Origin of the sequence: Bradyrhizobium sp. USDA 241 (assembly GCF_049739505.1) — a bacterium.
Classification (GTDB): Bacteria; Pseudomonadota; Alphaproteobacteria; order Rhizobiales; family Xanthobacteraceae; genus Bradyrhizobium; species Bradyrhizobium liaoningense.
Window position 1 is genome coordinate 2768946 of sequence record NZ_JBMGPZ010000005.1, and the last position, 22587, is coordinate 2791532.

Below are 22587 nucleotides of genomic sequence, written 5' to 3' on the forward strand. Positions count from 1 at the left end.
GATGACAGCCGCGTGCGCAGCCGCGCCGTCGAGGCCGTGATCTGGGGCATGCCCGCCGTCAACTTCGACCTGATGCTGCAAGCGGCGTTGAAGGCCGGAGCCAGGGAAAACCAGATCGTATTCTGGTCGCGAATTCCCGATTGGAAGAACCAGACACTCACGCCCAATCCCAGCACGATCTACCTGATGCCGTTCTTCAACACGAAGAGTACAGGTCCGATGGTGCTAGTGATCCCGCCGGCGAGCGGAGGCGAAATCACCGGAACGATCATGGACGCCTGGCAAGCTGCGCTTGATGACGTGGGACCGGCGGGAGCGGACAAGGGCAAGGGCGGAAAGTACCTGATCCTTCCGCCAGGCTACGCCGAGAAGACCCCTGACGGCTACATCCCGCTCGCATCCGACACGGACATGGGTTACGCGCTGCTGCGCTCCAACGTCGGCAGCGGCAGCGAGGCCGACGTCGCAAAGGCGGTCGCCTACGCAAAACAGATCAAACTCTACCCGCTGTCCCAGGCGGCCGCTCCGCCGTCGACGGCCTTCATCGACGTGGTCGACGTCACGTACGACAGCACGATCCCCTACGACATACGCTTTTTCCAGTCGCTCGACCGCTTCATCCAGCGGGAGCCGTGGCTCGAACGCGACAAGGCCATGATCGATCAGATCAAGTCGATCGGCATCGAGAAGGGCAAACCGTTCGATCCCGGTCCTCAAGCGCAGAAGATGCTTGAGGAGGCGGCACGAGACGCTCGCGAGTGGCTTGATCTCCGGTATGAAAGTCTCTTCAAGCCGCCCTTCTATGAAGGCGGACAATGGGCGCTGCCGGTTGCGCACGACGTCACCGAAGGGCTGGCCAATCTCTTCGCCAAGCCAAACGTCTACCCGGTCGACGACCGCGGCGCGTTCTACTCGTTCGCATTCTCGAGCGTGAAGCACCTGGGCACCGGCCAGTTCTATCTCGTCACGATCCGGGACAAGGACGGCAAGACGCTCGACGGGGGAAGCACCTACCGTCTGAGGGTGCCGGCCAACGCGCCGGTTTCTCTCTACTGGTCCGGCACAGTCTACGATCGCGAGACGCATGGCCTCATCAGGGATACGAAGTGGTCGAGCCGGGGCTCGAACACGCCAGGGCTGCAGACCAACCCCGACGGCTCCGCCGACATCTTCTTCGGCCCGAACGCTCCCGGCGGCAAGGAGTCCAACTGGGTTCCGACCAAAGCCGGTGGAGGATGGGAAATCATCTTCCGCTTCTATGGCCCGCAGAAAGCTCTTTTCGAGAAGAGCTGGCGCCTGCCGGACATCGAGAGGATCGTGGCGCAATGACGAACGTGACCTTCAGGGTGAAAGAAGCGGCCGCCGCTCTCTTGCTCGCGTGGATGATTTCAGCGCCGGCACTCGCACAAAGAACGATTCCTGTTACGGTCGACAACTTCGTGCGGGCCGAGACCGATCTCTATTTCGGCAATTCCGTGAAGGCTGGGGGCTTCGGCGAATGGCATCACGTCCGACAATTGCTGCCCATAGACCATCAGACCGTCATCCGCGGCAATCGCGACACGCTCTACTCGACGCGCGTCTTTGACCTCGATGCCGGGCCAGCGACGGTCACGCTGCCCAATGCGGGGCAACGCTTCATGTCGTTCCAGATCATTACCGAGGACCAGTACACGACGACCGAGTACGGGGCGGGACCGCACACGCTCGACAAGGCCAAGATCGGCACGCGATACGCGCTGGCCGGCGTTCGGACCCTAGTCGACCCGAACGATCCGGAGGACGTTAAACGGGTCCACGCCCTGCAGGACGCGATCAAAGTGTCGCAGCCAGGAGGGCCGGGGAAATTCGAGATTCCGGATTGGGACAAGGCGAGCCAAAAGAAGGTCCGCGAGGCCCTGCTCGTCCTGGCGAGCACTGTCACAGACACGCGGCGCGCCTTCGGCACCAAGGACGAGGTCGATCCGGTCCAATACCTGATCGGGGCCGCATCCGCCTGGGGCGCGAACGCGCCCCGCGATGCGATCTACCTCAACGTCGTCCCTGACCAGAACGACGGGACGACCGAATACAAGCTGATGGTTGCGGATGTTCCCGTTGATGGTTTCTGGTCGATCAGCCTGTACAACGCCGAAGGCTACTACCAGAAGAATCCATTCGACAGCTACACGCTGAACAACATCACGGCGAAAAAGGCTCAGGACGGTTCGGTGACGATCCACTTCGGCGGCTGCGGCGGCGGGCTGCCGAACTGCCTGCCCATCATGAAGGGCTGGAATTACATGGTGCGCCTGTATCGGCCAAGGGCCGAGATACTCGACGGCAAATGGAAATTCCCGCAAGCGGAGCCGGCGACCCGATGAGCGGTCTCGATCTCTTCGCCTGGATAGTTCTGGCCATCGTCCTGGCCGTGATCGTCCTCGTCATCTGGCTGATGGGCTCGATGCCGGGCCACGTGGCGCGGCGGCGTGGACACCCCTGGGCCGAAGCGGTCGGGGTCGCCGGCTGGATCACGCTGATCTTCGGCTTCGTGCTGTGGCCGGTCGCAATGATCTGGGCCTACGTCGACGTCCCGGCGAAGCGGACAGCGGAGCCCCGGCCATGATGATCGCCCTCATGGCGCTCTATCTGGCGCTGCTGTTCACGCTGGTCTGGGTTGGCGCGATCCGCTTCAACGCGTTCTGGAAGGCCTCGCCTCTGATCGTGCTGCTTCTTCTGAACATCGGACTGTTCATCCCGATGGGATGGGGCGCGCCTCAGGGTAAGGCTTTGGTCTATCGGAACGCCGTCTCGATCGTTCCGGACGTCGCCGGCGAGGTCGTCGACGTGCCTGTCCGGCCGAACGCGCCTTTGAAGCAGGGCGACGTCCTCTTCCGGATCGACCCCACGCCCTACGACGCCCAGGTGAAGGCGATCGAAGCTCAACTCAAGCTTTCGAGCACGCGCCTGACCCAGATGACGTCGCTGTACGAACGGGATGCCGGCCGCGGTTTCGATGTCGAGCAGCGGCAGTCGGAGGTCGACCAGTTGAAGGCCCAACTGCAGAACGCGCGATGGAATCTGGATAAGACCGTCGTGCGGGCACCCGCTGCCGGCTACGCGACCAACGTTGCACTTCGGAAGGGCGCGCGCGTCGGAAACCTGTCGGCTTCGCCGGCGATGGCGTTCATCGATACCTCGGAGACCGACGTCGCAATCGAGATCAATCAAATCGATGCCCGATATGTCGTCCCCGGTCAGAACGTCGAAATCGCCTTCAAGTTTGCTCCCGGAAGGATTCTCACCGGCAAGGTCGAGAGCATCCTGCAGGCGGTCGCGACCGGGCAGATCCAGGTCTCGGGGCAGGCCGTCATGCCCAAAGCGATCGAGACCGTGCCGTTCGTCGTGCGAGTGACGCTCGATGACGGCGAGGCCGCGAAAACTTTGCCGGCCGGCGCGACTGGAACGGCTGCCATCTTCACGGATCGCGTCGTCGTCAGTCATGTCATCCGCAAAGTGCTGCTGCGGCAGATCGCGATCCTCAACTACGTCGTTCCGTTCTGAAGGGGAGGGCGCCATGAGAACCAAGGCATCACTCGCGGCTGTTGCGACACTTGGATGCGTGATGACTTCGCTTCCTTCCCAAGCCTGGGCCGACGCCGGCGGTGTCGGGTTCTGGCTGCCCGGCATTTTCGGCAGTCTTGCCGCCGCGCCGACTGTGCCCGGCTGGGCCTATGCTTCGATCTATCTGCACCTGCAGGCTGATGCGGGAGCCACCAAGAATTTCGTCACCAGCGGCGGAGCCAGCGGCTCGGTTGTCACAGGCCTGAACGCGCATGGCGATGCTCTCGCACTGGGCATCACTTACACGTCGCCTCTCCCTGTGTTGGGGGGCCAGGCTGCGGTTTCAATCCTCACGGCGCCGGGCAATGTCGGTCTCGGCATCGACGCCACGCTGACTGGCCCTGCCGGAAATGCCATTTCAGGGGTCAGAACCGACAATCGGACTACGGTTTCCGATGTATTCTATCAAGGCACGCTCAAGTGGAATCAGGGTGTCCACAATGAGATGGTCTACATCACCGGCAATATCCCCAGCGGGACCTATGATCCGAATCGTCTCGCCAACCTGAACCTTGGCTTTGTCGCTTGGGATGCAGGTGCCGGCTACACCTACTTCGACCCGAAGACCGGGCATGAATTCTCGATCGTCGGCGGGCTGACCTACAGCCTGCCAAATCCGTATCTGCAATACCAGAACGGCATCGACTTCCATGTGGACTGGGCGGCGTCACAATTCCTGAGCAAGAATTTCCAGATCGGCGTGGCCGGCTACTTCTACCAGCAGATCACCGACGATTCCGGTCCGGGCGCGAAGCTCGGAGGTTTCAGGGGACGCGCGATCGGCATCGGACCTCAGATCGGGTTCATCATTCCCATGTCCGACGGGTACCAGGGCTATCTCAATCTGAGGGGCTACAAGGATCTGGAAGTCGAAAACCGCGCGAGCACGTGGAGCACCTGGGTGACGTTCGCGGTTTCGGCGGCGCCACCTGAACATGCATCATCAAAGCCAGCGGTGCGGAAGCATTAATTGTCATCCTGCTTGCAACGCCGATGGTTCCGCTCTGGCGCCACGGCCGTGCGTCCCGGCGGCATTGACAGAGCCTGCTTTCGTAGTGGCCATGCGCCCCGGAATGCGCTTTGATGGGGCCAACAACAATCCGGAGGAAACCATGCGGTTCACTGCCTTCGTGGCGGCTCTGCTTCTGCCGCTCGGCGCGGCCGTCGCCCAGGACTATCCGACGAGGCCCATCACCATGCTGGTGCCGTTCGCCGCCGGCGGGCCGACCGACACCATCGCACGCCTGACCGCGGCGGGCATGGCGAAGTCCCTGGGACAGCAGGTCATCGTCGAGAACGCGACCGGCGCCGGCGGGACCATCGGCACGACCCGCGCGGCGCGCGCTCAGCCGGACGGTTACACGCTGCTGATCCATCATGTCGGCATCTCGACTGCCGCTACGCTGTACCGCAATTTGAGCTATGACACGAAGACGGCCTTTGCGCCGATCGGGCTCGTGACCAACGCGCCGATGACCATCATCGCGCGTCCGGATTTCCCGGCCAACACGCTCAAGGAACTGGTCGCCTACGCCCAGCAGCAGGGCGACAAGCTGACCTACGCCAATGCCGGCCTTGGAGCGGCATCGCATCTCTGCGGCATGCTGTTCATGACGGCGATCCAGAAGCAGCTCACCACGGTGCCCTACAAGGGCAACGGCCCGATCATGAACGATCTGCTCGGCAAGCAGATCGATCTCACCTGCGACCAGGCGACGAACACCACCGGTCCGATCACGGCCAAGCAGGTCAAGGCCTATGCGATCACCACCAAGGAGCGGCTGAAGAGCCTGCCAGATCTGCCGACGGCCGACGAGGCCGGCCTCAAAGGCTTCGAGCTCGGCGTCTGGCACGGCATCTATGCGCCAAAGGGCACGTCGCCGGCGGTCGTTCAGAAGCTGACGGCGGCGCTCCAGACCGCACTCAAGGATCCGGTGCTGATCGCCCGGTTCAACGACATCAACACCGAGCCGGTCCCGCAGGACAAGGCGACGCCCGAGGCGCTGGGCGCGATGCTGACGAGTGAGATCGACCGCTGGGCGCCGATCATCAAGGCAGCCGGGCAGTACGCGGATTGAGCTATTACAGTGCGCGGGGGCCAATCTGAGCGTGTAAAGCGCAGTCGAATCAAGGGCTAGCTTGCCGGTGTTATAATGCCGGTACTGTGCATGGGGTTGTTTCGCACGTTTTTGATGGCGCGGCCTCGTGGGTCAAGGCGTTACCCCGCCGCCTCATCGTACTGCGAGCTCGCCTCTAGCCACTGCTCCTCCGCGCGCGCCAGCGCGTCGGCGGCATTGGCGCGGGCCTTCGACAATTGCGCGGCCTGCTTGGGGTCGCGCGCAAAGATGTCGGGCAGTGCGAGCGCGGTGTCGATCTTGGCGATGATCTCGCTGACGCGGGCGATCTCGGCCTCGGCTTCCGCGATGCGCTTCTTCAGCGAGCCGCGATTGTCCGACCTCACGCGCTGCGGCTTCTCGCTTGCGCCGTTGCGCTCGCGCGGGGCTTCCGCGTTGCGTGCCGACAGCACCAGGCGGCGGTATTCGTCGAGGTCGCCGTCGTAGTTGGTCACGGTGCGATCGGCGACGATCCAGAGCCGATCGGCGCAGGCCTCGATCAGGTAGCGGTCGTGCGAGACCATGATGACGGCGCCGGGGAATTCGTTGATGGCTTCCGCCAGCGCGGCGCGGCTGTCGATGTCGAGATGGTTGGTCGGCTCGTCCAGGATGATCATGTTGGGGCCGAAGAAGGTCGCAAGACCCAGCAAGAGCCGCGCCTTCTCGCCGCCCGACAATTTGCCGGCCTTGGTGTCGGCGGCCTTGCCGGAGAAGCCCATCGCGCCGGCGCGGGCGCGCACTTTCGCCTCCGGCGCATCGCCCATCAGCTTGCGGACATGGTCGTAGGCGGAGGCGTCCTCGTTGAGCTCGTCGAGCTGGTGCTGCGCGAAATAGGCGATCGACAGCTTGTCGGCGCGAGTTACTCTGCCGGAGAACGGCGCGAGTCGTCCGGCGAGCAGTTTGACCAGCGTCGACTTGCCGTTGCCGTTGGCGCCGAGAAGCGCGATACGGTCGTCATTGTCGATGCGCAGGGTGACGCGGTTCAGCACCGGGCTCGCCGGATCGTAACCGACCGAGGCGTTGTCGACCGCGATGATCGGCGGCGACAGGATTTTCTCCGGCGCCGGAAAGCTGATCTCGCGCACATCCTCGGTGACCAGCGCCGTGATCGGCTTCAGCCGCTCCAGCATCTTGACGCGCGATTGCGCCTGGCGCGCCTTGGAGGCCTTCGCCTTGAAGCGATCGACGAAGGCCTGCAGGCGCGCACGCTCGGCCTCCTGGCGCCTGACCGCCTTCGCGTCGAGCAGCTCGCGCGCGGCGCGCTGCTCCTCGAAGGAGGAATAGGTGCCCTTGTAGAGCGAGAGCTTGCCGCGCTCCAGATGCAGGATCTGGTCGACCGAGCTTTCCAGGAGGTCGCGGTCGTGACTGATCACGATCACCGTGCGCGGATAATGCGCGAGATGGTCCTCCAGCCACAGCGTGCCTTCGAGGTCGAGATAGTTGGTGGGCTCGTCGAGCAGCAGAAGGTCGGGGGCCGCGAACAGCGTGGCGGCGAGCGCGACGCGCATGCGCCAGCCGCCGGAGAATTCCGCGCAGGGGCGCAGCTGGTCGGCAGCCGAGAAGCCGAGGCCGGAGAGGATCGCGGCGGCGCGGCTCGGCGCCGAATGCGCGTCGATGTCGACAAGCCGGGTCTGGATCTCGGCGATGCGGTGCGGATCGGTCGCGCTCTCGGCTTCGGCGAGCAGCGCGTCGCGTTCGAGATCGGCCTTGAGCACGACCGTGATCAGGCTTTCGGGGCCGTTCGGCGCTTCCTGCGCGAGGCTGCCGATGCGCCAGCGCGGCGGCAGGGTCACCGAGCCGTGCTCGGCCGCGAGCTCGCCGCGGATCACCTTGAACAGCGTCGACTTGCCGGTGCCGTTGCGCCCGACCAGGCCGACGCGTGATCCGGGCGTGATCTGCACGGAACTCTGGTCGATCAAAAGGCGTCCGGCGAGGCGGATGGAGAGGTCGGTGATGGACAGCATGCGGCCTTGTCACCGCAAGGCGCGTCGAACGCAACTCGTTTTTCCGTCAGTGCGTCTCCCGCTCGCGCTGCCTCAATTCGTTGAGGAGCTGCTCGATATGGGTCGGGAGGCGAGGCTCGGGGCGAAGGCTCTGCTGCAGCCGCTCGCCCACGGCATCGCAAATCGAGCGGCTGGTGCGGCGGTCGATCTGTTCGCTGTCATTGGCAAGGAGGCCAGCCATCGCGAGTTCCGTGCTCTCAAAGTAAGGACACGGACCAAGTCATTGCCGCCCAAATAGTTTCGCCGGCGGCGGGCCATGTCGGGCATTCTCGTAAAAATTGTATGAACCACGGCATATCCGCTCAAGGCAAAGCCCCGGCGAGGGGGCGCCGGGGCTTCTCCTGGAAGGTACCTGGGGGGCTTGGGGTACCCTCGGGAAGGTGCTGACGGGCTCAGTAGCAGCGGTTGATCAGCCGCCAGCGGGGTCCCCAGGGGGTCGGGACCAGCCGGCGCACATAGCAGCCGCCATAACCGTAGGAGACGGGGCCGCCGGCGTAGAAGCGCGGTCCGCCCCAGCCGTGGCCGTGGTGCCAGCCGCCGCCGTGCCAGCCCCGGCCGCCGTGCCAGTGCGCGGAGGCCGAGGTCGGTGCCAGCGCGGCTCCCAGCGCGACCGCGGCGACGGCGGCAAGCGAAAGTTTCCTCCACATGGTGATCTCCTAAAGACTGCCGGCGCGGGGCTATCGCGCCGATGGAAAGGCCGCCGAAACGATCCGCCTGGTGATCAGGCTTCGGTTTCGATGGGTCCGACCTTACGCCGGTGAAGCTGAACCGATCCCTGACGGCGGTTTCAGATTGGGTTCATCTGGGTGAAATCGTTGTCATCCATGCTGGAATTGGCAGCCGCCCCGCGGCAAGCGCCTGTGCGGGCCGTTTCGGCGGGTCGCTTGCCGTCCGGCAAAGGCGCCGATATAAGCCCCGCAACTCCGAACCGCCGCTTTCTTCTTCCCAAGGACAACATTATGGCCATCGAACGCACTTTCTCGATCATCAAGCCCGACGCGACCGAGCGTAACCTGACCGGTGCGGTCAACGCCGTGATCGAGAAGGCGGGCCTGCGTATCGTCGCGCAGAAGCGCATCCGCATGACCAAGGAGCAGGCCGAGACCTTCTATGCCGTCCACAAGGCGCGCCCGTTCTTCGGCGAGCTCGTCGCGTTCATGACCTCCGGCCCGGTGGTGGTTCAGGTTCTGGAAGGCGAGGGCGCGATCGCCAAGTACCGCGAGGTGATGGGCGCGACCGATCCGGCCAAGGCCGCCGAGGGCACCGTCCGCAAGCTCTACGCAAAGTCGATCGGCGAGAACTCGGTGCACGGTTCGGACGCGCCGGAGACGGCCGCGATCGAGATCGCGCAGTTCTTCTCGGGCAACGAGATCGTCGGCTGATCCATCGGCCGACAGGTTAGGGACGACGGGCGAAAGGACTGATTGTGGACTGGCTCTGGCAGATCTTCGATCCCGCTACGATCGGGGCATTCTTCACCCAGTTCCGCAACGAGATGGCCGAACCGACCTTCTGGATTACGGTCGGCAAGATCATCTGGATCAACATCCTGCTCTCCGGCGACAACGCGCTGGTGATTGCGCTCGCCTGCCGCGGCCTCTCGCCGCGCCACCGGCTCTGGGGCATGATCTTCGGCGCCGGCGCGGCGGTGATGCTGCGAATCATCTTCACCGGCATCGTCGCCACCCTGATGGGGCTGCCGTACCTCAAGCTCATCGGCGGTCTCGCGCTGATCGTGATCGCGGCCAAGCTGCTGGTACCGGAAAACGATGACGAGGACGACGTCGAGTCCGCCTCGCATCTGTGGCACGCCATCCAGATCGTCGTGGTCGCCGACATCGTCATGAGTCTCGACAACGTCATTGCGGTCGCCGCCGCTGCCAATGGCAGCGTGCCGCTCCTGATCCTCGGCCTCGCTATCAGCGTGCCGCTGATCGTCGCCGGCGCCGCGCTGATCATGGCGCTGCTCGCAAAGCTGCCGGTCCTGGTCTGGGCTGGCGCTGCGCTGCTCGGCTGGGTCGCGGGCGAGGTGATCGCGACTGACCCGGGCGTCGCGCCGAAGCTGCACACGCTGCTCGACGGCCCGCTGGGCACCTCGCTGGACAGCATGCTCGGCGCGCTGCGCATCCCGCCGCAGTTCGGACATGGCGGGGCAGGCGGCGAATATCTCTGTGCCGTGCTCGGCGTCGTGGTCGTGCTGGTGGTCGGCTACATCTGGCGCCGACGCAGCCTGACCCAGGCAGCGCTCGAATCCTCCGAGCGCCACGCCAAGGCCTCGGCGGAGTGACGCTGCGGCTCTGATCGGCGCGGGCGTCCTCTCCAGCGATGAGAGGCGACCACATCACCGAGACGCGTGCCGCGTCGGCAGGACGCGAGCGATCACCGGCCACAGGTTCGGCGCAGGCGCCCGAATCCCTCCATCGTTGCGCTCGTATGACCGGCGTGCATCGCGCTTCGCGGGAGCTCGCGTCGTGCGCGCGGACGTTGCGTGGAGAGGCGTCCTGCGCAACCCTCACGCGATTTAGATCTTGTCTCATTATAAACTACTGAGATTCAAGGGTACTTTCGTTGACTCGATGAAGGTTCCCACGGCACCTCGCCCCGACGTTCATGTTCATGAAATCGGAAGGTGCGATGCCGTCGAAAGTGCTTTGTCGTCCAGTTGCCGTTGTTGCCGCTCGCATCAAGACGCTTCTAACGTGCGCCAGCCCGAGAGCCTTCGCGGTTTCCGTGGTCTCCATTGCCTTGTGCAGCGACGGCGTCCTGCACGGCACCAGCGCGCAGAGCGCCGCGCCCGAGGCGGCGGGGGGAAGCACGTTGCCGGCGGTGACCGTCACCGCGGACGCGCCGAAGCCGCGCGTGCGTCCACGGGCCAATCCCGTCAGGAGGGCGGGCCGCGGCGCGCCTGCGAATGATCGGGCCAAGTTGCCGGCGGAAGCGACTCCGACGGCTGCGAGGCCCGGTGCACTGCCGCCGACCTACGCAGGCGGGCAGGTGGCACGTGGAGGCCAGGTCGGCCTGCTCGGCAACAAGGATTTCATGGATACGCCGTTCAATATCACGAGCTACACCGCGAAGAAGATCGAAGATCAACAGGCCGTCACCGTCGCCGACGTCGTCAGCAACGATCCGTCGGTCCGTTTCACCGGCCAGGCCGGCGGCATCCTCGACTCCTTCTTCATCCGCGGCTTTCCGATCGGCGAGGGGAATGTCGGAGAGATTGCCTTCAACGGCGTCTATGGCGTTGCGCCGAACTACCGTGTGTTCACCGACTACGTCGAGCGCATCGAGATCATCAAGGGCCCGACTGCGCTGCTTTACGGCATGGCGCCAAACAGCAGCGTCGGCGGCACCATCAACATCGTTCCGAAGCGCGCCGGTGACGTCGACCTCACGCGGGTCACGACCGACTATGCGACGAGCACCCAGCTCGGCACCCATGTCGACGTGAGCCGACGGTTCGGCGAGAACCGCGAATTCGGCATTCGCGTCAACGGCAGCTATCACAATGGCGATACGCCGCTGGACAACCAGACCCGGGAGGCGCATGTCGGCTCCGCGGCGTTCGACTATCGCGGCGAGAAATTCAGAGCCTCGCTCGACTTCATCGATCAGGAAGAAAAGTTCGACGCGCCCACGAGGCCGTTTCTGGTCGCAACGGGCGTCGCCGTCCCGACGGCGCCGGTCGGGCGGCGCAATGTCACGCAGTCCTGGGAATGGGCCAAGGTTCACGACAACTCGCTGCTGGCGCGCGCCGAATACGATGTCACTGAGAGCGTGACGGTGTTCGCTGATGCCGGCGGTGGCAGGACCCAGGTCGATCGTCTGTTCGGCACGCCGACGATCCTGAACGCGGCCGGTGACACCACGTCGACGCCGGGACGGTTCAAATTCGACATCGACAGGAACGTGGCCGACGCCGGCCTTCGCGCCCGGTTCGACACCGCTGCGATCAGTCACGCCGTGACCTTCCAGGGCAGCTATTACATGGACGAGGTTTCGCGCGGCTCGGTGAACGGCACGCCGGTGCTATCCAACATCTATGCGCCGATCGCTCGTCCCCAGCAGCTCGTTCCGGCTCCCGCGACCGTGCCGAAGCTGTCGGACACCGAGCTGACCGGTCTCGCGCTGGCCGACACCATGTCGGTTTTCCAGGAGCGCCTTCAGCTGACGCTCGGCGTCAGGCAACAGGGCGTCAAGTCGAACAACTACAACACCACCACGGGAGCCGTGACCTCCGCCTACGATCAGACGGCATACACGCCGATGGTCGGCCTCGTGGTCAAGCCCTTGAGTAACGTTTCGCTGTACGCCAATTACATCGAAGGGCTCAGCAAAGGCGACGTCGCTCCGACGACGGCGAGCAATCAAGGCGAGGTTCTTGCGCCGTATCTCAGCAAGCAGAAGGAAGCGGGCATCAAGGTCGATTTCGGCATGCTCGCCACCACGATCAGCCTGTTCGAGATCACCAAGCCGTCGGGCCAGCTGGGAGCCGACAACGTCTACCGGGCCGATCAGGAACAGCGCAATCGCGGCGTGGAACTCACCGTGTTCGGAGAAGTGCAGCCGGGCATTCGCGTCCTTGGCGGCGTGACGCTGATCGACGCCGTTCTGACGAAGACGAGCACGCTTGCCAATCTCGGCAAGACGCCGATCGGAGTGCCCGAGGTGCAGGCCAATCTGTCCGCTGAATGGGACACCCCGTTCGCACCCGGACTGACGCTGGTCGCAAACGCCATCTATACCGGGCACCAATATCTGAATGGTGCAAACACGCAGGTCGTTCCGGCCTGGACCAGGCTCGACCTCGGTGCGCGCTACACCACGCGGATCAACAATCGGCCCGTCACGCTGCGGGCCCTGGTCCAGAACGTGTTCGACACCAATTACTGGGCCGGCGTCGCAAGCTACTCGGCACTGGCGCAAGGGGCGCCGCGAACCCTGCTCTTGTCGATGTCGACGGATTTCTGAGGGGGCTCAATCGATCGTGCCGAACTCCGTCACGGGCATCGTCCAATAGACGAGCTTCGTTCCGGCAAACGAGACCCGCAGCCGGTCGAGCAGGCTGCTGGCATCTCTCTCCACCAGGATCGTCTGCACGGCGGTCTGATCGGCGTGGCCCTTGACGCGTTCGGCGGCCGTCTGCAATCGGACTTCGGCGCCGTGACCGGCTCCGTGCGATGCCGTGAATCCCGAAACGAGGTCGGTCTGTTCGATGAGAAAGTCGAATACTTCGTCGCAAAGCTGACGCGGTACAATCAGCGTGAGACAGACCGGCCGATCGCTCATTTCGCCACCTTCGACGTTCCGCCGTAGCGGCGATACAGGATCGGCAGGAGAATCAGGGTGAGCAGGGTGGAGGACATCAGCCCTCCGATCACGACGACGGCGAGCGGCCGCTGCACTTCGGACCCTGGCCCGGACGCGAACAGCAGCGGGATCAAGCCCAGCGCAGTGATGCTCGCGGTCATCAGCACCGGCCGAAGCCTGCGCATGGCACCTTCGACGACGATACGATCCTCGCTCAGGCCATGCGCCCGGAGTTGGTTGAAGTAGGACACCAGAACGACGCCATTGAGGACGGCGATGCCGAGCAACGCGATGAATCCGACCGAGGCCGGCACCGACAGATACTCACCGGTCAGGACCAGTGCGAAGACGCCCCCGATCAGGGCGAAGGGAATGTTGACCAGCACCAGCAAGGCCTGCCGGATGGCGCCGAATGTGGTGAAGAGCAGCAGGAAGATGAGACCGATCGCAACCGGGACCACGATGGACAGGCGTGCGGCGGCGCGTTGCTGGTTCTCGAACTGCCCGCCCCAGGTCAGCCGGTAGCCGTTCGGAAGTGGAAGTTCGGTCGCAACCTTCTGGCGGGCCGCTTCGACGAATCCGACCATGTCGCGGCCGCGGACGTTGGCGCGAACCACGCTCATGCGCGCGCCATCTTCGCGGTCGATCTTCACCGGCCCGTCCACGCGCTGGATTCGCGCGACCTGCGACAGCGCGACATGCTGTCCGGAGACGAGCATCAGCGGCAGGCTCGCCAGCAGCGTAGGCGCCTCCCTGGTCGTCTCGCTGCCGCGGACGAGAATCGGCGTGCGACGGCCCTCCTCGAGCGCGGTCCCGATCGTTCGGCCCTCGATCTGGGTACGGAGCGAGTTGACGATGGAATCCACGGTCAGGCCGAGGCGGCCGGCTTCCATGCGATTGACCGCAACCGTGTAGTATTGAGCGCCTTCGTTCAGAGTCGTGTAGACGTCCTCGGCACCGTCGATGCTGGACAGGATGGCCGACAGCTTGGCCGCAGTTTCGTTCAGCCTGGCGATGTCGGGACCGAAGATCTTGACTGCGACGTCGCCGCGCACGCCGCTGATCATCTCCTGCACCCGCATGTCGATGGGTTGGGTGAAGCCGAGCGAGATGCCGGGAAAGCCGGCCAGAACCTCGCGGAGTTTCTGCAGCAGGGCCTCGCGATTGTCGGTCTGCCTCTCGGCAGCCGGCTTGAGCACGAGGAACGTGTCGGTCTGGTTGGGGCCCATGGGATCGAGGCCGAGCTCGTCCGACCCGGTTCGCGCAACGATGCCGGCAATGTCCGGCACAGCCAGAAGTGCCTTCTGGAGCCGCGCATTCATGGCGAGCGACTCGTCGAGGTTGACCGAGGGCAACGTCTCCACGCTGACGATGACGTCGCCTTCGTCCATCGTCGGCATGAAGGTCTTGCCGAGTTTCGTATAGGCGAATCCCGCAGCGATCAGGCTGATCAGCGCCGCAGCCATCACCTTGCGCTCGTTGTTCAGGGCCCAGTCCAAAGCAGGCGCGTAGACCCGTTGCGCCGCACGGACCAGCATGGGATCGCGATGCGCCCCGGACTTGAGCACATAGGAGGTCATGACCGGGACCACGGTGAGCGCCAGCAGTAGCGAGCCGGTGAGCGCGAAGATGATGGCCAGGGCGACTGGGATGAACAGCTTCCCTTCCAATCCCTGCAGCGTCAGCAGGGGTATGAACACGATGATGATGATGAGGACGCCCGAGGCCACCGGTTCCAGGACTTCGCAAACCGAGCGGTACACCAGGTGAATCACCGAGGCGGCTTTGCCCGGTTCGTGCTTGCCGAGATTGCCGACGATGTTCTCGACCACGACGACCAGCGCGTCGATCAACATGCCGATCGCGATCGCAAGTCCGCCGAGGCTCATCAGGTTGGCCGACATCCCGACCACGCGCATGGCGATCAATGCGATGACGATGGCCAGCGGCAGGCTGAGAGCGATCACCAGCGAGGCTCGCCAGTTGCCGAGGAAAAGCAGCAGGAGAACGATGACGAGGGCAGTGGCCTCGCCGAGCGCCCGCACCACGGTGCCGACCGCGCGGTTGACGAGGTGGCTGCGGTCATAGAACACGTTGATGGAGACGCTTTTCGGCAGCGAGGGTTGCAACTCAGCGAGCCGGGCACGCACGTCGCGGACGAGCTGACCCGCGTTGGCGCCGCGCAAGCCGAGGACGAGCCCCTCGACCGTCTCGCCGTTGCCGTCCGACGTGACTGCCCCATAGCGCGTCAGCGTCCCGATCTTGACGCTCGCGACGTCGTTGACCACGATCGGCACGCCTTCGCGGGTGTCGACGACGATGGCCTTGATGTCTTCGATCGATCGGATGCTGCCTTCAATTCGGACGAGGGCGCTGTCCTCGCCCTGGTTCACCCGTCCAGCACCGTCGTTACGGCTGTTGGCCTCGATGGCGCGGCGAAACACGTCGTACGAAATGCCGCGCGCGGCAAGTGCATCGTTGCGCGGCACGATTTCGAAGGCCCGGACATAGCCGCCGAGCGCATTGACGTCCGCAACGCCGGGGACCGTCCGCAGCGCGGGACGGATCACCCAATCCAGCAAAGTTCGGCGCTCGGCGAGCGAGAGCTCGGGACTGTCGATCGTGAACATGAACATCTCGCCGAGGGGGCTCGTGATCGGCGCAAGACCTCCGCTCACTCCGTCGGGGAAATCACGCGCGATGTTCGATAGCCGCTCCGATACCTGGTTGCGCGCCCAGTAGATGTCGGTGCCGTCCTCGAAGTCGACCGTGATGTCGGCCAGTGCATATTTCGTGGTCGAACGAAGGACCTTCTTGTGCGGCAATCCAAGCAGTTCGAGCTCGACCGGGACCGTGATGCGCTGCTCGACCTCTTCGGGCGTCAGGCCCGGCGCTTTCATGATGATCTTCACCTGAACCGGAGAGACATCGGGAAACGCGTCGATCGGCAGGCCGGGCAGGAGAACGGCACCGGCGCCCATCAGCAGCAGCACACTCAGCAGAACGAACAATCGCTGCGAAAGCGCGAACGCGACCAGGCGCCGGGGCATCTATTGCCCCAGGCCGGAGAGAATGCCGCGAAGCGCCGAGATGCCGCCGATCGCGATCTCGTCCTGCTCCGTGATGGGACCGGACACCACGACATGGTCCTGGTCGTCCGCAACAAGCTTGACCGGGACCAGCCGGAAGCCACCGGCTGTGGCAACGAACACCGCGGTCCGTTCGCCCCGCCGCACCAGCCCACTGTAGGGAATTTCCCACGCGCTTTCGCCGGCGGAGAGAAAGCCGATGCGGGCAGCGGAGGTCTGACCGGGATGCAGCTCTCCATCGTTGGGGATTTCCGCGCGAACCAAAATGGTCTGGGTGGCAGGGTCGATGGTCTCGGAGACCAGCACGACCTTGCCGGGGATGGAATAGCCCTCGATCTCGACTTTCGCGCCGGTACGGATTGCTCGAATATTGGCTGCAGGGATCGCGATCTCCGCCCATAGCGGTGAGAGCCGCGCCAGCTTGACGAGCGGAGCGGATTGTTCGAGTCGCTGCCCCGGCGACACCGTGACCTCGACCACGGATGCGGTTTGCGGCGCATTGACCGTGAGCGTGCCGCTGATCGCCGCTTCCTGGCCGAGCCGAAGAATTGCCTCGTCGGACATCCCGCTCAGATGCAGCATCTGGCGCCGCTCGGCGACCACGAGGGCGGCCTGGCGCGCTTCGGCCTGGCTGGCCTCAAGCACGCGCTGGGGCACCGCCTTGCCCTCGAACAGATCCATGTTTCGCTTGAGCTGCTGGCTGGCGAGATGCTCCTGCGCGATCGCGTGCAGGTAGTCGCGCTGCTGAGAGACGAAACTTGGACTCTCCAGCGTGACAAGCGGCTGGCCGGCCGAGGCGCGGTCACCGCGCCCGACGAGGAGAGTGGCGACCATGCCCGCCACCGGCGCGCTGACGACCCACATTTGCTGTGTGGGAATCACGATCTTGACGGGATAGGGCAGCGTCAGATCGGTCCGGATCGCGACCGGGTGGGTCACACGCACGCCGAGATTGCGCGCCTGCGCATCGCTCAGCTTCAGCTTGTCCTGCGCCATCGCCACGGAAGGTAGCAAGCTCAATGCAATCGCAGCGAGCGTACGAGCGAGCGCGCCGCGAGAAGAGGCGAGAAGGGGAATTTCGTGACGGAATCGCATGAGGAATGTCCCACGCTCACCGGCGAGCGAAGTGCTGTTCGATTGTAGGTTTGGCTTACTCCACCACCGCGTTGGTGAGTTGATCTGCCTCAAGCGGCTCAAGCGAGATACCCAATTGCGTGCGGTGGCCCGATCGCTGCCGCCCGACGCTTTGCTCTCTATCTGACCGTGCCGGGAGCTCAATTCCAGGCTCTTCATTTCGACGATTCCATTGTCGTAACAGGGCGGTTCATTGCAGGTCCGCAGGTTGCCTGCACCAGGTGTATGTCTCGAAAAGCGGACGTTATGGGCGTGTGCTGGCCGTCCACGCTCACGACGTTCGGCTGTCTTCTTCCCGCGATCAGGCCTTCCTTGAAGTTCTGGACGGAGCGGCAAGAGCCGAACGCTGCGATGGAACGGGAGCCGATTCGTCGAGATAGCGAGAAGCTCTCGTACCGGGCTCCCCGGCCTCGCTTACGATGGACGCTTCCTTCCCGTGATCATCGCCTTCACCAGGTTCTCGCTGTGCTCGAAGCTCGCCACCAGGACGCCAAGCGCATGGACGACGACGAGGCCGATCGTGAGGTTGGCGAACGCCTCATGCACCTCCTCGACCCATTTTGCTCCCCAGAAGGTGCCGGTCGTCATCATGTAACCGGTGGAGCAGGTGACGATCAGCATGACGATCAGCGCCACGACCATCGTGCCGCCGGCTGGATTGTGGCCGAGATAACGTGGCGCCCTGAGCAACGCCAAGTCGCGCATGTAGGCGAGCACCGCGCGCGGCGAGCGCACGAAGTCGCTGAAGCGCGCGTTGCGCGGTCCCACGAAGCCCCACGCGATCCGTAGCGCAAGCAATCCGGCAATCGTGTATCCGGCGGCGATATGGACGTTCTCGATCTCGTCACCCGTCGCATAAGCGAGCAGAAACAGCCCGGCCAGCGACCAATGGAACACGCGCACGAAGGGGTCCCAGACCCTGACCGATGCCGGCGGCGTCTCGCCGCCGGCCTCGATCCCGTCGTTGATGGCGCTCATGGTGACGCCCTTTACAGCTGGCCGACGATCTGGCCACTGGTCGGATCGACGAACAGTTCGACCCGGCTGCCGGACTTGTCGATCGTATAGAGTTCGCCACAGGCATTCTTGAGCTTGGCCTTCTGAACCTTGTAGCCTTGGGCTTCGATCTTGGCCTGCAGTTCTTCGAGCGGCAGCCAACGGCTCGCTGGAGCTGCAGTGCAGGGACGCCCGAGGCTGCCGGCATGAGCGGTCGCGGCCGCTGCGAGCAGGGCGGCGGCAGCAGCAGTGAAGATGGTGATCTTGCGCACGGTTCTCTCCGGTGTGTGTGGCCCGGCCACATCATGCGGCGAGGCAATGCGCGGACATTGGCAGACGCGCCCTGACCGCCGCCTGTTGATCCACGTCAGCGATCTGTCAGGTCGATTACGGCATACTTCGTAGATGCAACCATCTCGCATTTTGGAATTCCTCGCGGTGCCATTGCTGGCGGGAGTTTTGCTCGCGTCGGTGCCTGTGGCAGCAAGCGACCACGATAAAGGCGCGCCCGACGCGGTGCGCCGCGCGGTCGAGGCGGGCGAAATCAAGTCACTCGCCGACATCCTCGCATCCGTCCGTGGCAAGCTGCCGGGCGAGGTTGCCGGCGTCGAAATAGAGCGCGAGCGCGGCCGCTGGCTCTATGAGTTTCGCCTCGTCGACGACAAGGGCCGGCTCTACGAAGCGTACGTGGACGCGCGCAGCGGCGAGATCGAACACATCAAGGAGAAGTGATGCGCCTGCTGCTTGTAGAGGATGACCGACGGATCGCAGGGCCGATGTGGAGAAGTCGCTGCGCGCGGCCGGCTATGTGGTCGAGACCGTTCGCAACGGCGAGGAAGCCTGGTTCCGCGGTGATACCGAGGATTACGGCGCCATCGTCCTCGATCTCGGCTTGCCCGGCATGGACGGTCTGGCGGTACTCAAGCGCTGGCGCGCCAACGGACGGTCGATGCCGGTGCTGATCCTGACGGCGCGCGGCAGCTGGGCCGAGCGCGTCGATGGGATCGACGCGGGCGCCGACGACTACCTTCCCAAGCCGTTTCGCATGGAGGAGTTGCTGGCGCGGCTGCGCTCGATCGTGCGCCGCTCGGCGGGGCATGCATCCCCACGGATTGTCGCCGGCGACGTCGAACTCGACGAGCGTCAGATGAAGGTGACGCTGCGCGGCGTACCCGTCGCGTTGTCGCCGTTGGAATACCGCCTCATCGCTTTTCTCCTGCGCCACCGCGGCCGCGTGGTGTCTCAGCAAGAACTCGAGGAAAACGTCTATGGCCACGGCGAGGACCACGAGTCGAACGCGCTCGAGGTGCTGGTCGGCCGAGTGCGCAAGAAGCTCGGTGCCGATCTGATCGAGACCAGGCGCGGCTTCGGCTATCTGGTACCGGAGACGCCGCCATGAGCTGGGGCTCGCTGCGGCTGCGACTGGTCGCTGGCGGACTTGTAGCTATCCTGATCGCGCTGACGATTGCCGGCGCCGGGCTGACGCTGCTGTTCGAACGCCACGTTATGCGCTCCATCGGCGACGACCTCGACATCTATCTGAAGCAACTCGTTGCGGGTATCGACGCCGATGCGCAGGGCAAGCTGGTGGTAGGCCGGCCGCCGGCCGATCCGCGTTTTGCCGATCCTCTTTCGGGCTTGTACTGGCAGGTATCAGACGACGCCGGTCAGGTGCTGCGTTCGCGTTCGCTGTGGGACACGGCGTTGGATCTGCCGCAGGACGAGCCGTCGCCGAGCGAATTGCACCGTCACGTCATCCCCGGGCCTGCGAACGCACGGCTCCTGGTCAGTGAACGCCGCGTGCTGCTCGCCGTCGGCGACCGTCGTGCGCCGGTGCGCGTCGTTGTGGCGGCAGATCTCGCCCGCGTGTCGGCCGCCGGCTCGCAATTCGCCAGGGAGCTGGCGCTGGCACTCGGCCTGCTCGGGCTGGTGCTGGCGGCGGCCACCTCGATCCAGGTCGGACTGGGCTTACGTCCGCTCGACGCACTTCGCCGCGGCGTCGCGGACGTCCGCTCCGGGCACCGGAAGCATCTCCCCGTCGACGTCCCTGCGGAGGTGAAGCCTCTGGTGGAAGAGGTGAACAGCCTGATCGACGCCCAGGAACGCGAGATCGAGCGTTCGCGCAGCCGCGCCGCTGACCTGGCGCATGGGCTGAAGACGCCGCTCGCCGCACTCGCGGCCGATGTCGCGCGTTTGCGTCAGCGAGGTGAGCGGGATGTCGCCCAGGCAATCGAAGCCGTCGGCGACACGATGAGCCGTCACGTCGACCGCGAGCTGGCACGCGCCCGGGCGCGGGGGACGGCACGACAACGCGGCGGTATTTCCACGCCCCTCAGACCGCTTGTCGAATCCCTGGTGCTCACGCTGGCGCGCACGCCGGCTGCCCAGCGGCTCGAATTCGGGACCTTCATAACTGGCGAGCCGAGCGCGCCGCTCGATCGCACTGATCTGGCCGAGGTGCTCGGCAATCTCCTGGAAAATGCCGCCCGTCACGCCACGAGCAAGGTGCGTATTGGCGCCGATGCCTGCGCGAATCCGGCGATCTCGGTCGAGGACGACGGTCCGGGAATCGCGTCCGCTGAACGCGCCCGCGTGCTCGAACGCGGTGTAAGGCTGGATGAGCGCGGCGAAGGTGCCGGCCTCGGCCTCGCGATCGTTCAGGACGTGCTCAGCGCCTATGGATGGCAGCTTGTTCTCACCGATTCCGAACTCGGCGGACTGAAAGCCATCGTCGCGCCGCAGGACAGCCGCCGCCTCGTTGCGTGACTGGTCTGCTCGTTGCGCGACCCGACGACCCCGGGCAGCGTTGCGCTGTTTCTGTTCGTCAGCGCCTCACGATCGAGCCGGCACGGCCGATCAGGCGGGCGAGCTGGCGGAAGCGGCTGCCGACTCGGTCGGCGACGATGTCGCCGAGCCGGTGCTCGAACACCAGCATCAATTTGCGGCCCTCGCTGCGGAAATGCGTGGCGGGCAGGACGCCCGGACGCGCCGCCGAGATCAGGTGGGCGACGCGGAATGCGGCGCCCAGCAGGCGCGCGCGTTCGAGCTGGGCCGGCGTCAGCAGCCCCTGCATGATGGTCGGCGGCTGGTTTTCCTCGCTCAGACCGGCATAGCGATAGAACACGGACAGGCCGACGAAGGCGCGCTCGGTGTGGGTGATCGCGCCGAAATTGCCGTTGACGACGAGGCTGAGCGTCTGCTCGCCGCGATGGTCGGGATGCACGCGCCAGCCGATGTCGGACAGCAGGCACGCGGTGCGGCGCAGGCGGCGGTCCTCTTCGGTCTCGCGCAGCTTCACGACGCGGACGAGGCGGTCGGTCCAGGCGATCAGCTCGCGGGCGTGTTTCGCCGAGCGTGACAGCAACTGGTTCAGCTCCTCGGCCGCGCAGATCAGCCCGTCCTTGTTGCGTTCGGCCTCCGGCAGCTTCTCGTGCAGGAGGCCCTCGCGCACACCGAAGGTCGAGAACACGATGTTCTTCGGCTTTGCAACGCGGATGATGTGCTCGAGCACCAGCGCCGCATAGGTGAGGAGCGGGCGCCGCGCGTCGGCGACGATCTCGATGTCGGCGAGCATGTCGGCGGCAACGAGGCGCCGGAGACGGCGGGAGAAGTCGAGCGCCTCGGCGGCCGAAATCGAATAGCCGTGCATCACCTGGAGCGGATAGCCGCTCTGGATGATGTGGATGCGCGCGAGCGCGCGCCAGGTGCCGCCGACGGCGTAGAAAGTGCGACCGCGGCCCGCGGTCAGCTGCGGCAACTCGTCGAGCTCCTCGCGCACGATGCGATCGGTCCGCTTGAGCGATTTGTGCGCGAGGTCCTGGAGCGCGAGACCGCCGAGCGGCAGCGTCACGCCGCTGCGCACGCTGTTCCTGCGCACGTCGATCAGCTCGAGCGAGCCGCCGCCGAGGTCGCCGACGATACCGTCGGGAAGGTGGATGCCGGAGATCACGCCGAGCGCCGACAGCCGAGCCTCGCGCGGACCCGACAGGATCTCGATCTTCACCGCGCAAATGCGCTCGGCCTTGGCGATGAAGTCGGGACCGTTGGAGGCGTCGCGGCAGGCCGCGGTTGCAATCGCGAACACGCGTCCGACCTGCATCACGCGGCACAATGCGCGGAAGCGCTTGAGCGAGGTCAGCGCCTTGTCGACGGCGTCGGGCGCGAGCAGACCCGTGCTCTGCACCTCGCGCCCGAGGCCGCACAGGGTCTTCTCGTTGAAGATGGGGATAAGGCTCCGCGTCAGTCCCTCGTAGACGACGAGACGGACCGAGTTGGAGCCGATGTCGATAACCGCGACGCTCGAGCCGCGCTTGCGCGGCCGCTTCACGTCGCAGATCC

20 protein-coding genes and 1 pseudogene are annotated in these 22587 nt (G+C 64.9%); 12 read left to right on the plus strand and 9 right to left on the minus strand.

What is annotated here, in order from left to right; genetic code table 11:
- Window positions 1–12: 12 nt before the first annotated feature.
- The 6 genes from ABIF91_RS35230 to ABIF91_RS35255 all read left to right on the plus strand — a co-directional run bounded on the left by ABIF91_RS35230 (window position 13) and on the right by ABIF91_RS35255 (window position 5681).
- Window positions 13–1329, plus strand: coding sequence for a DUF1254 domain-containing protein (locus ABIF91_RS35230; protein WP_424579658.1), 1317 nt, complete (start codon window positions 13–15; stop codon window positions 1327–1329).
- A complete protein-coding gene (locus tag ABIF91_RS35235; RefSeq protein WP_081500836.1) occupies window positions 1326–2363 on the plus strand; it encodes a DUF1254 domain-containing protein in 1038 nt (345 codons plus the stop codon). The genes ABIF91_RS35230 and ABIF91_RS35235 overlap by 4 nt, the downstream gene beginning before the upstream one ends.
- Window positions 2360–2605, plus strand: a complete 246-nt coding sequence (locus ABIF91_RS35240) for a DUF3302 domain-containing protein (protein WP_028178701.1) — start codon at window positions 2360–2362, stop codon at window positions 2603–2605. Before ABIF91_RS35235 ends, ABIF91_RS35240 begins: the two co-directional genes overlap by 4 nt.
- The gene (locus tag ABIF91_RS35245; RefSeq protein ID WP_424579659.1) at window positions 2602–3543 is read left to right on the plus strand and encodes an HlyD family secretion protein; all 942 of its coding nucleotides are present in this window, start codon (window positions 2602–2604) and stop codon (window positions 3541–3543) included. Before ABIF91_RS35240 ends, ABIF91_RS35245 begins: the two co-directional genes overlap by 4 nt.
- A gap of 13 nt (window positions 3544–3556) precedes the next feature.
- On the plus strand, window positions 3557–4573 hold the full coding sequence (locus tag ABIF91_RS35250; protein ID WP_028178703.1) for a SphA family protein: 1017 nt from the start codon (window positions 3557–3559) through the stop codon (window positions 4571–4573).
- 142 nt (window positions 4574–4715) lie between these two features.
- A complete protein-coding gene (locus ABIF91_RS35255) occupies window positions 4716–5681 on the plus strand; it encodes a tripartite tricarboxylate transporter substrate-binding protein (protein ID WP_028178704.1) in 966 nt (321 codons plus the stop codon).
- Between the two features lie 140 nt (window positions 5682–5821).
- Here ABIF91_RS35255 and ABIF91_RS35260 read toward each other — a convergent pair whose 3' ends face one another.
- The 3 genes from ABIF91_RS35260 to ABIF91_RS35270 all read right to left on the minus strand — a co-directional run bounded on the left by ABIF91_RS35260 (window position 5822) and on the right by ABIF91_RS35270 (window position 8367).
- The gene (locus tag ABIF91_RS35260; RefSeq protein ID WP_028178705.1) at window positions 5822–7681 is read right to left on the minus strand and encodes an ABC-F family ATP-binding cassette domain-containing protein; all 1860 of its coding nucleotides are present in this window, start codon (window positions 7679–7681) and stop codon (window positions 5822–5824) included.
- 46 nt (window positions 7682–7727) lie between these two features.
- Window positions 7728–7901, minus strand: coding sequence for a hypothetical protein (locus ABIF91_RS35265; RefSeq protein WP_162832003.1), 174 nt, complete (start codon window positions 7899–7901; stop codon window positions 7728–7730).
- 211 nt (window positions 7902–8112) lie between these two features.
- The gene (locus tag ABIF91_RS35270; RefSeq protein ID WP_028178706.1) at window positions 8113–8367 is read right to left on the minus strand and encodes a hypothetical protein; all 255 of its coding nucleotides are present in this window, start codon (window positions 8365–8367) and stop codon (window positions 8113–8115) included.
- A 312-nt stretch (window positions 8368–8679) separates the two neighbouring features.
- Here ABIF91_RS35270 and ndk point away from each other — a divergent pair, with 312 nt between their 5' ends.
- From ndk to ABIF91_RS35285, 3 genes are all read left to right on the plus strand, one after another.
- Window positions 8680–9102, plus strand: coding sequence for a nucleoside-diphosphate kinase (ndk, locus tag ABIF91_RS35275; RefSeq protein ID WP_035670008.1), 423 nt, complete (start codon window positions 8680–8682; stop codon window positions 9100–9102).
- A 44-nt stretch (window positions 9103–9146) separates the two neighbouring features.
- Complete coding sequence (locus tag ABIF91_RS35280) at window positions 9147–10007, plus strand: TerC family protein (RefSeq protein WP_028178708.1); 861 nt, start codon at window positions 9147–9149, stop codon at window positions 10005–10007.
- Between the two features lie 752 nt (window positions 10008–10759).
- A complete protein-coding gene (locus ABIF91_RS35285) occupies window positions 10760–12691 on the plus strand; it encodes a TonB-dependent receptor (protein WP_244430913.1) in 1932 nt (643 codons plus the stop codon).
- 6 nt (window positions 12692–12697) lie between these two features.
- Here the strand turns inward: ABIF91_RS35285 and ABIF91_RS35290 are convergent, their stop codons facing one another.
- From ABIF91_RS35290 to ABIF91_RS35310, 5 genes are all read right to left on the minus strand, one after another.
- Window positions 12698–13009: a DUF3240 family protein gene (locus ABIF91_RS35290; RefSeq protein WP_028178710.1), complete on the minus strand. Its 312-nt coding sequence runs from the start codon at window positions 13007–13009 to the stop codon at window positions 12698–12700.
- Window positions 13006–16080, minus strand: a complete 3075-nt coding sequence (locus tag ABIF91_RS35295; RefSeq protein WP_424579660.1) for an efflux RND transporter permease subunit — start codon at window positions 16078–16080, stop codon at window positions 13006–13008. Before ABIF91_RS35295 ends, ABIF91_RS35290 begins: the two co-directional genes overlap by 4 nt.
- Window positions 16081–17214, minus strand: coding sequence for an efflux RND transporter periplasmic adaptor subunit (locus tag ABIF91_RS35300; RefSeq protein ID WP_035670013.1), 1134 nt, complete (start codon window positions 17212–17214; stop codon window positions 16081–16083).
- A gap of 453 nt (window positions 17215–17667) precedes the next feature.
- Window positions 17668–18231, minus strand: coding sequence for a cytochrome b/b6 domain-containing protein (locus ABIF91_RS35305; RefSeq protein WP_028180502.1), 564 nt, complete (start codon window positions 18229–18231; stop codon window positions 17668–17670).
- 11 nt (window positions 18232–18242) lie between these two features.
- Complete coding sequence (locus ABIF91_RS35310; protein ID WP_028180503.1) at window positions 18243–18521, minus strand: PepSY domain-containing protein; 279 nt, start codon at window positions 18519–18521, stop codon at window positions 18243–18245.
- Window positions 18522–18654: 133 nt separating this feature from the next.
- On the opposite strand from ABIF91_RS35310, the gene ABIF91_RS35315 reads away from it, so the two are divergent.
- The 3 genes and pseudogenes from ABIF91_RS35315 to ABIF91_RS35325 all read left to right on the plus strand — a co-directional run bounded on the left by ABIF91_RS35315 (window position 18655) and on the right by ABIF91_RS35325 (window position 21015).
- On the plus strand, window positions 18655–18981 hold the full coding sequence (locus ABIF91_RS35315) for a PepSY domain-containing protein (protein WP_284280362.1): 327 nt from the start codon (window positions 18655–18657) through the stop codon (window positions 18979–18981).
- Window positions 18981–19648: pseudogene (locus ABIF91_RS35320) on the plus strand (response regulator transcription factor). The gene ABIF91_RS35315 and the pseudogene ABIF91_RS35320 overlap by 1 nt, the downstream one beginning before the upstream one ends.
- A complete protein-coding gene (locus tag ABIF91_RS35325; RefSeq protein WP_424579661.1) occupies window positions 19645–21015 on the plus strand; it encodes a sensor histidine kinase in 1371 nt (456 codons plus the stop codon). Before ABIF91_RS35320 ends, ABIF91_RS35325 begins: the two are co-directional and overlap by 4 nt.
- Before the next feature lie 58 nt (window positions 21016–21073).
- Here the strand turns inward: ABIF91_RS35325 and ppx are convergent, their stop codons facing one another.
- Window positions 21074–22576 carry an exopolyphosphatase gene (gene ppx / locus ABIF91_RS35330; RefSeq protein ID WP_028180506.1) on the minus strand — a complete coding sequence of 501 codons (1503 nt, stop codon included), beginning with the start codon at window positions 22574–22576 and terminating at the stop codon, window positions 21074–21076.
- Window positions 22577–22587 lie beyond the last annotated feature (11 nt).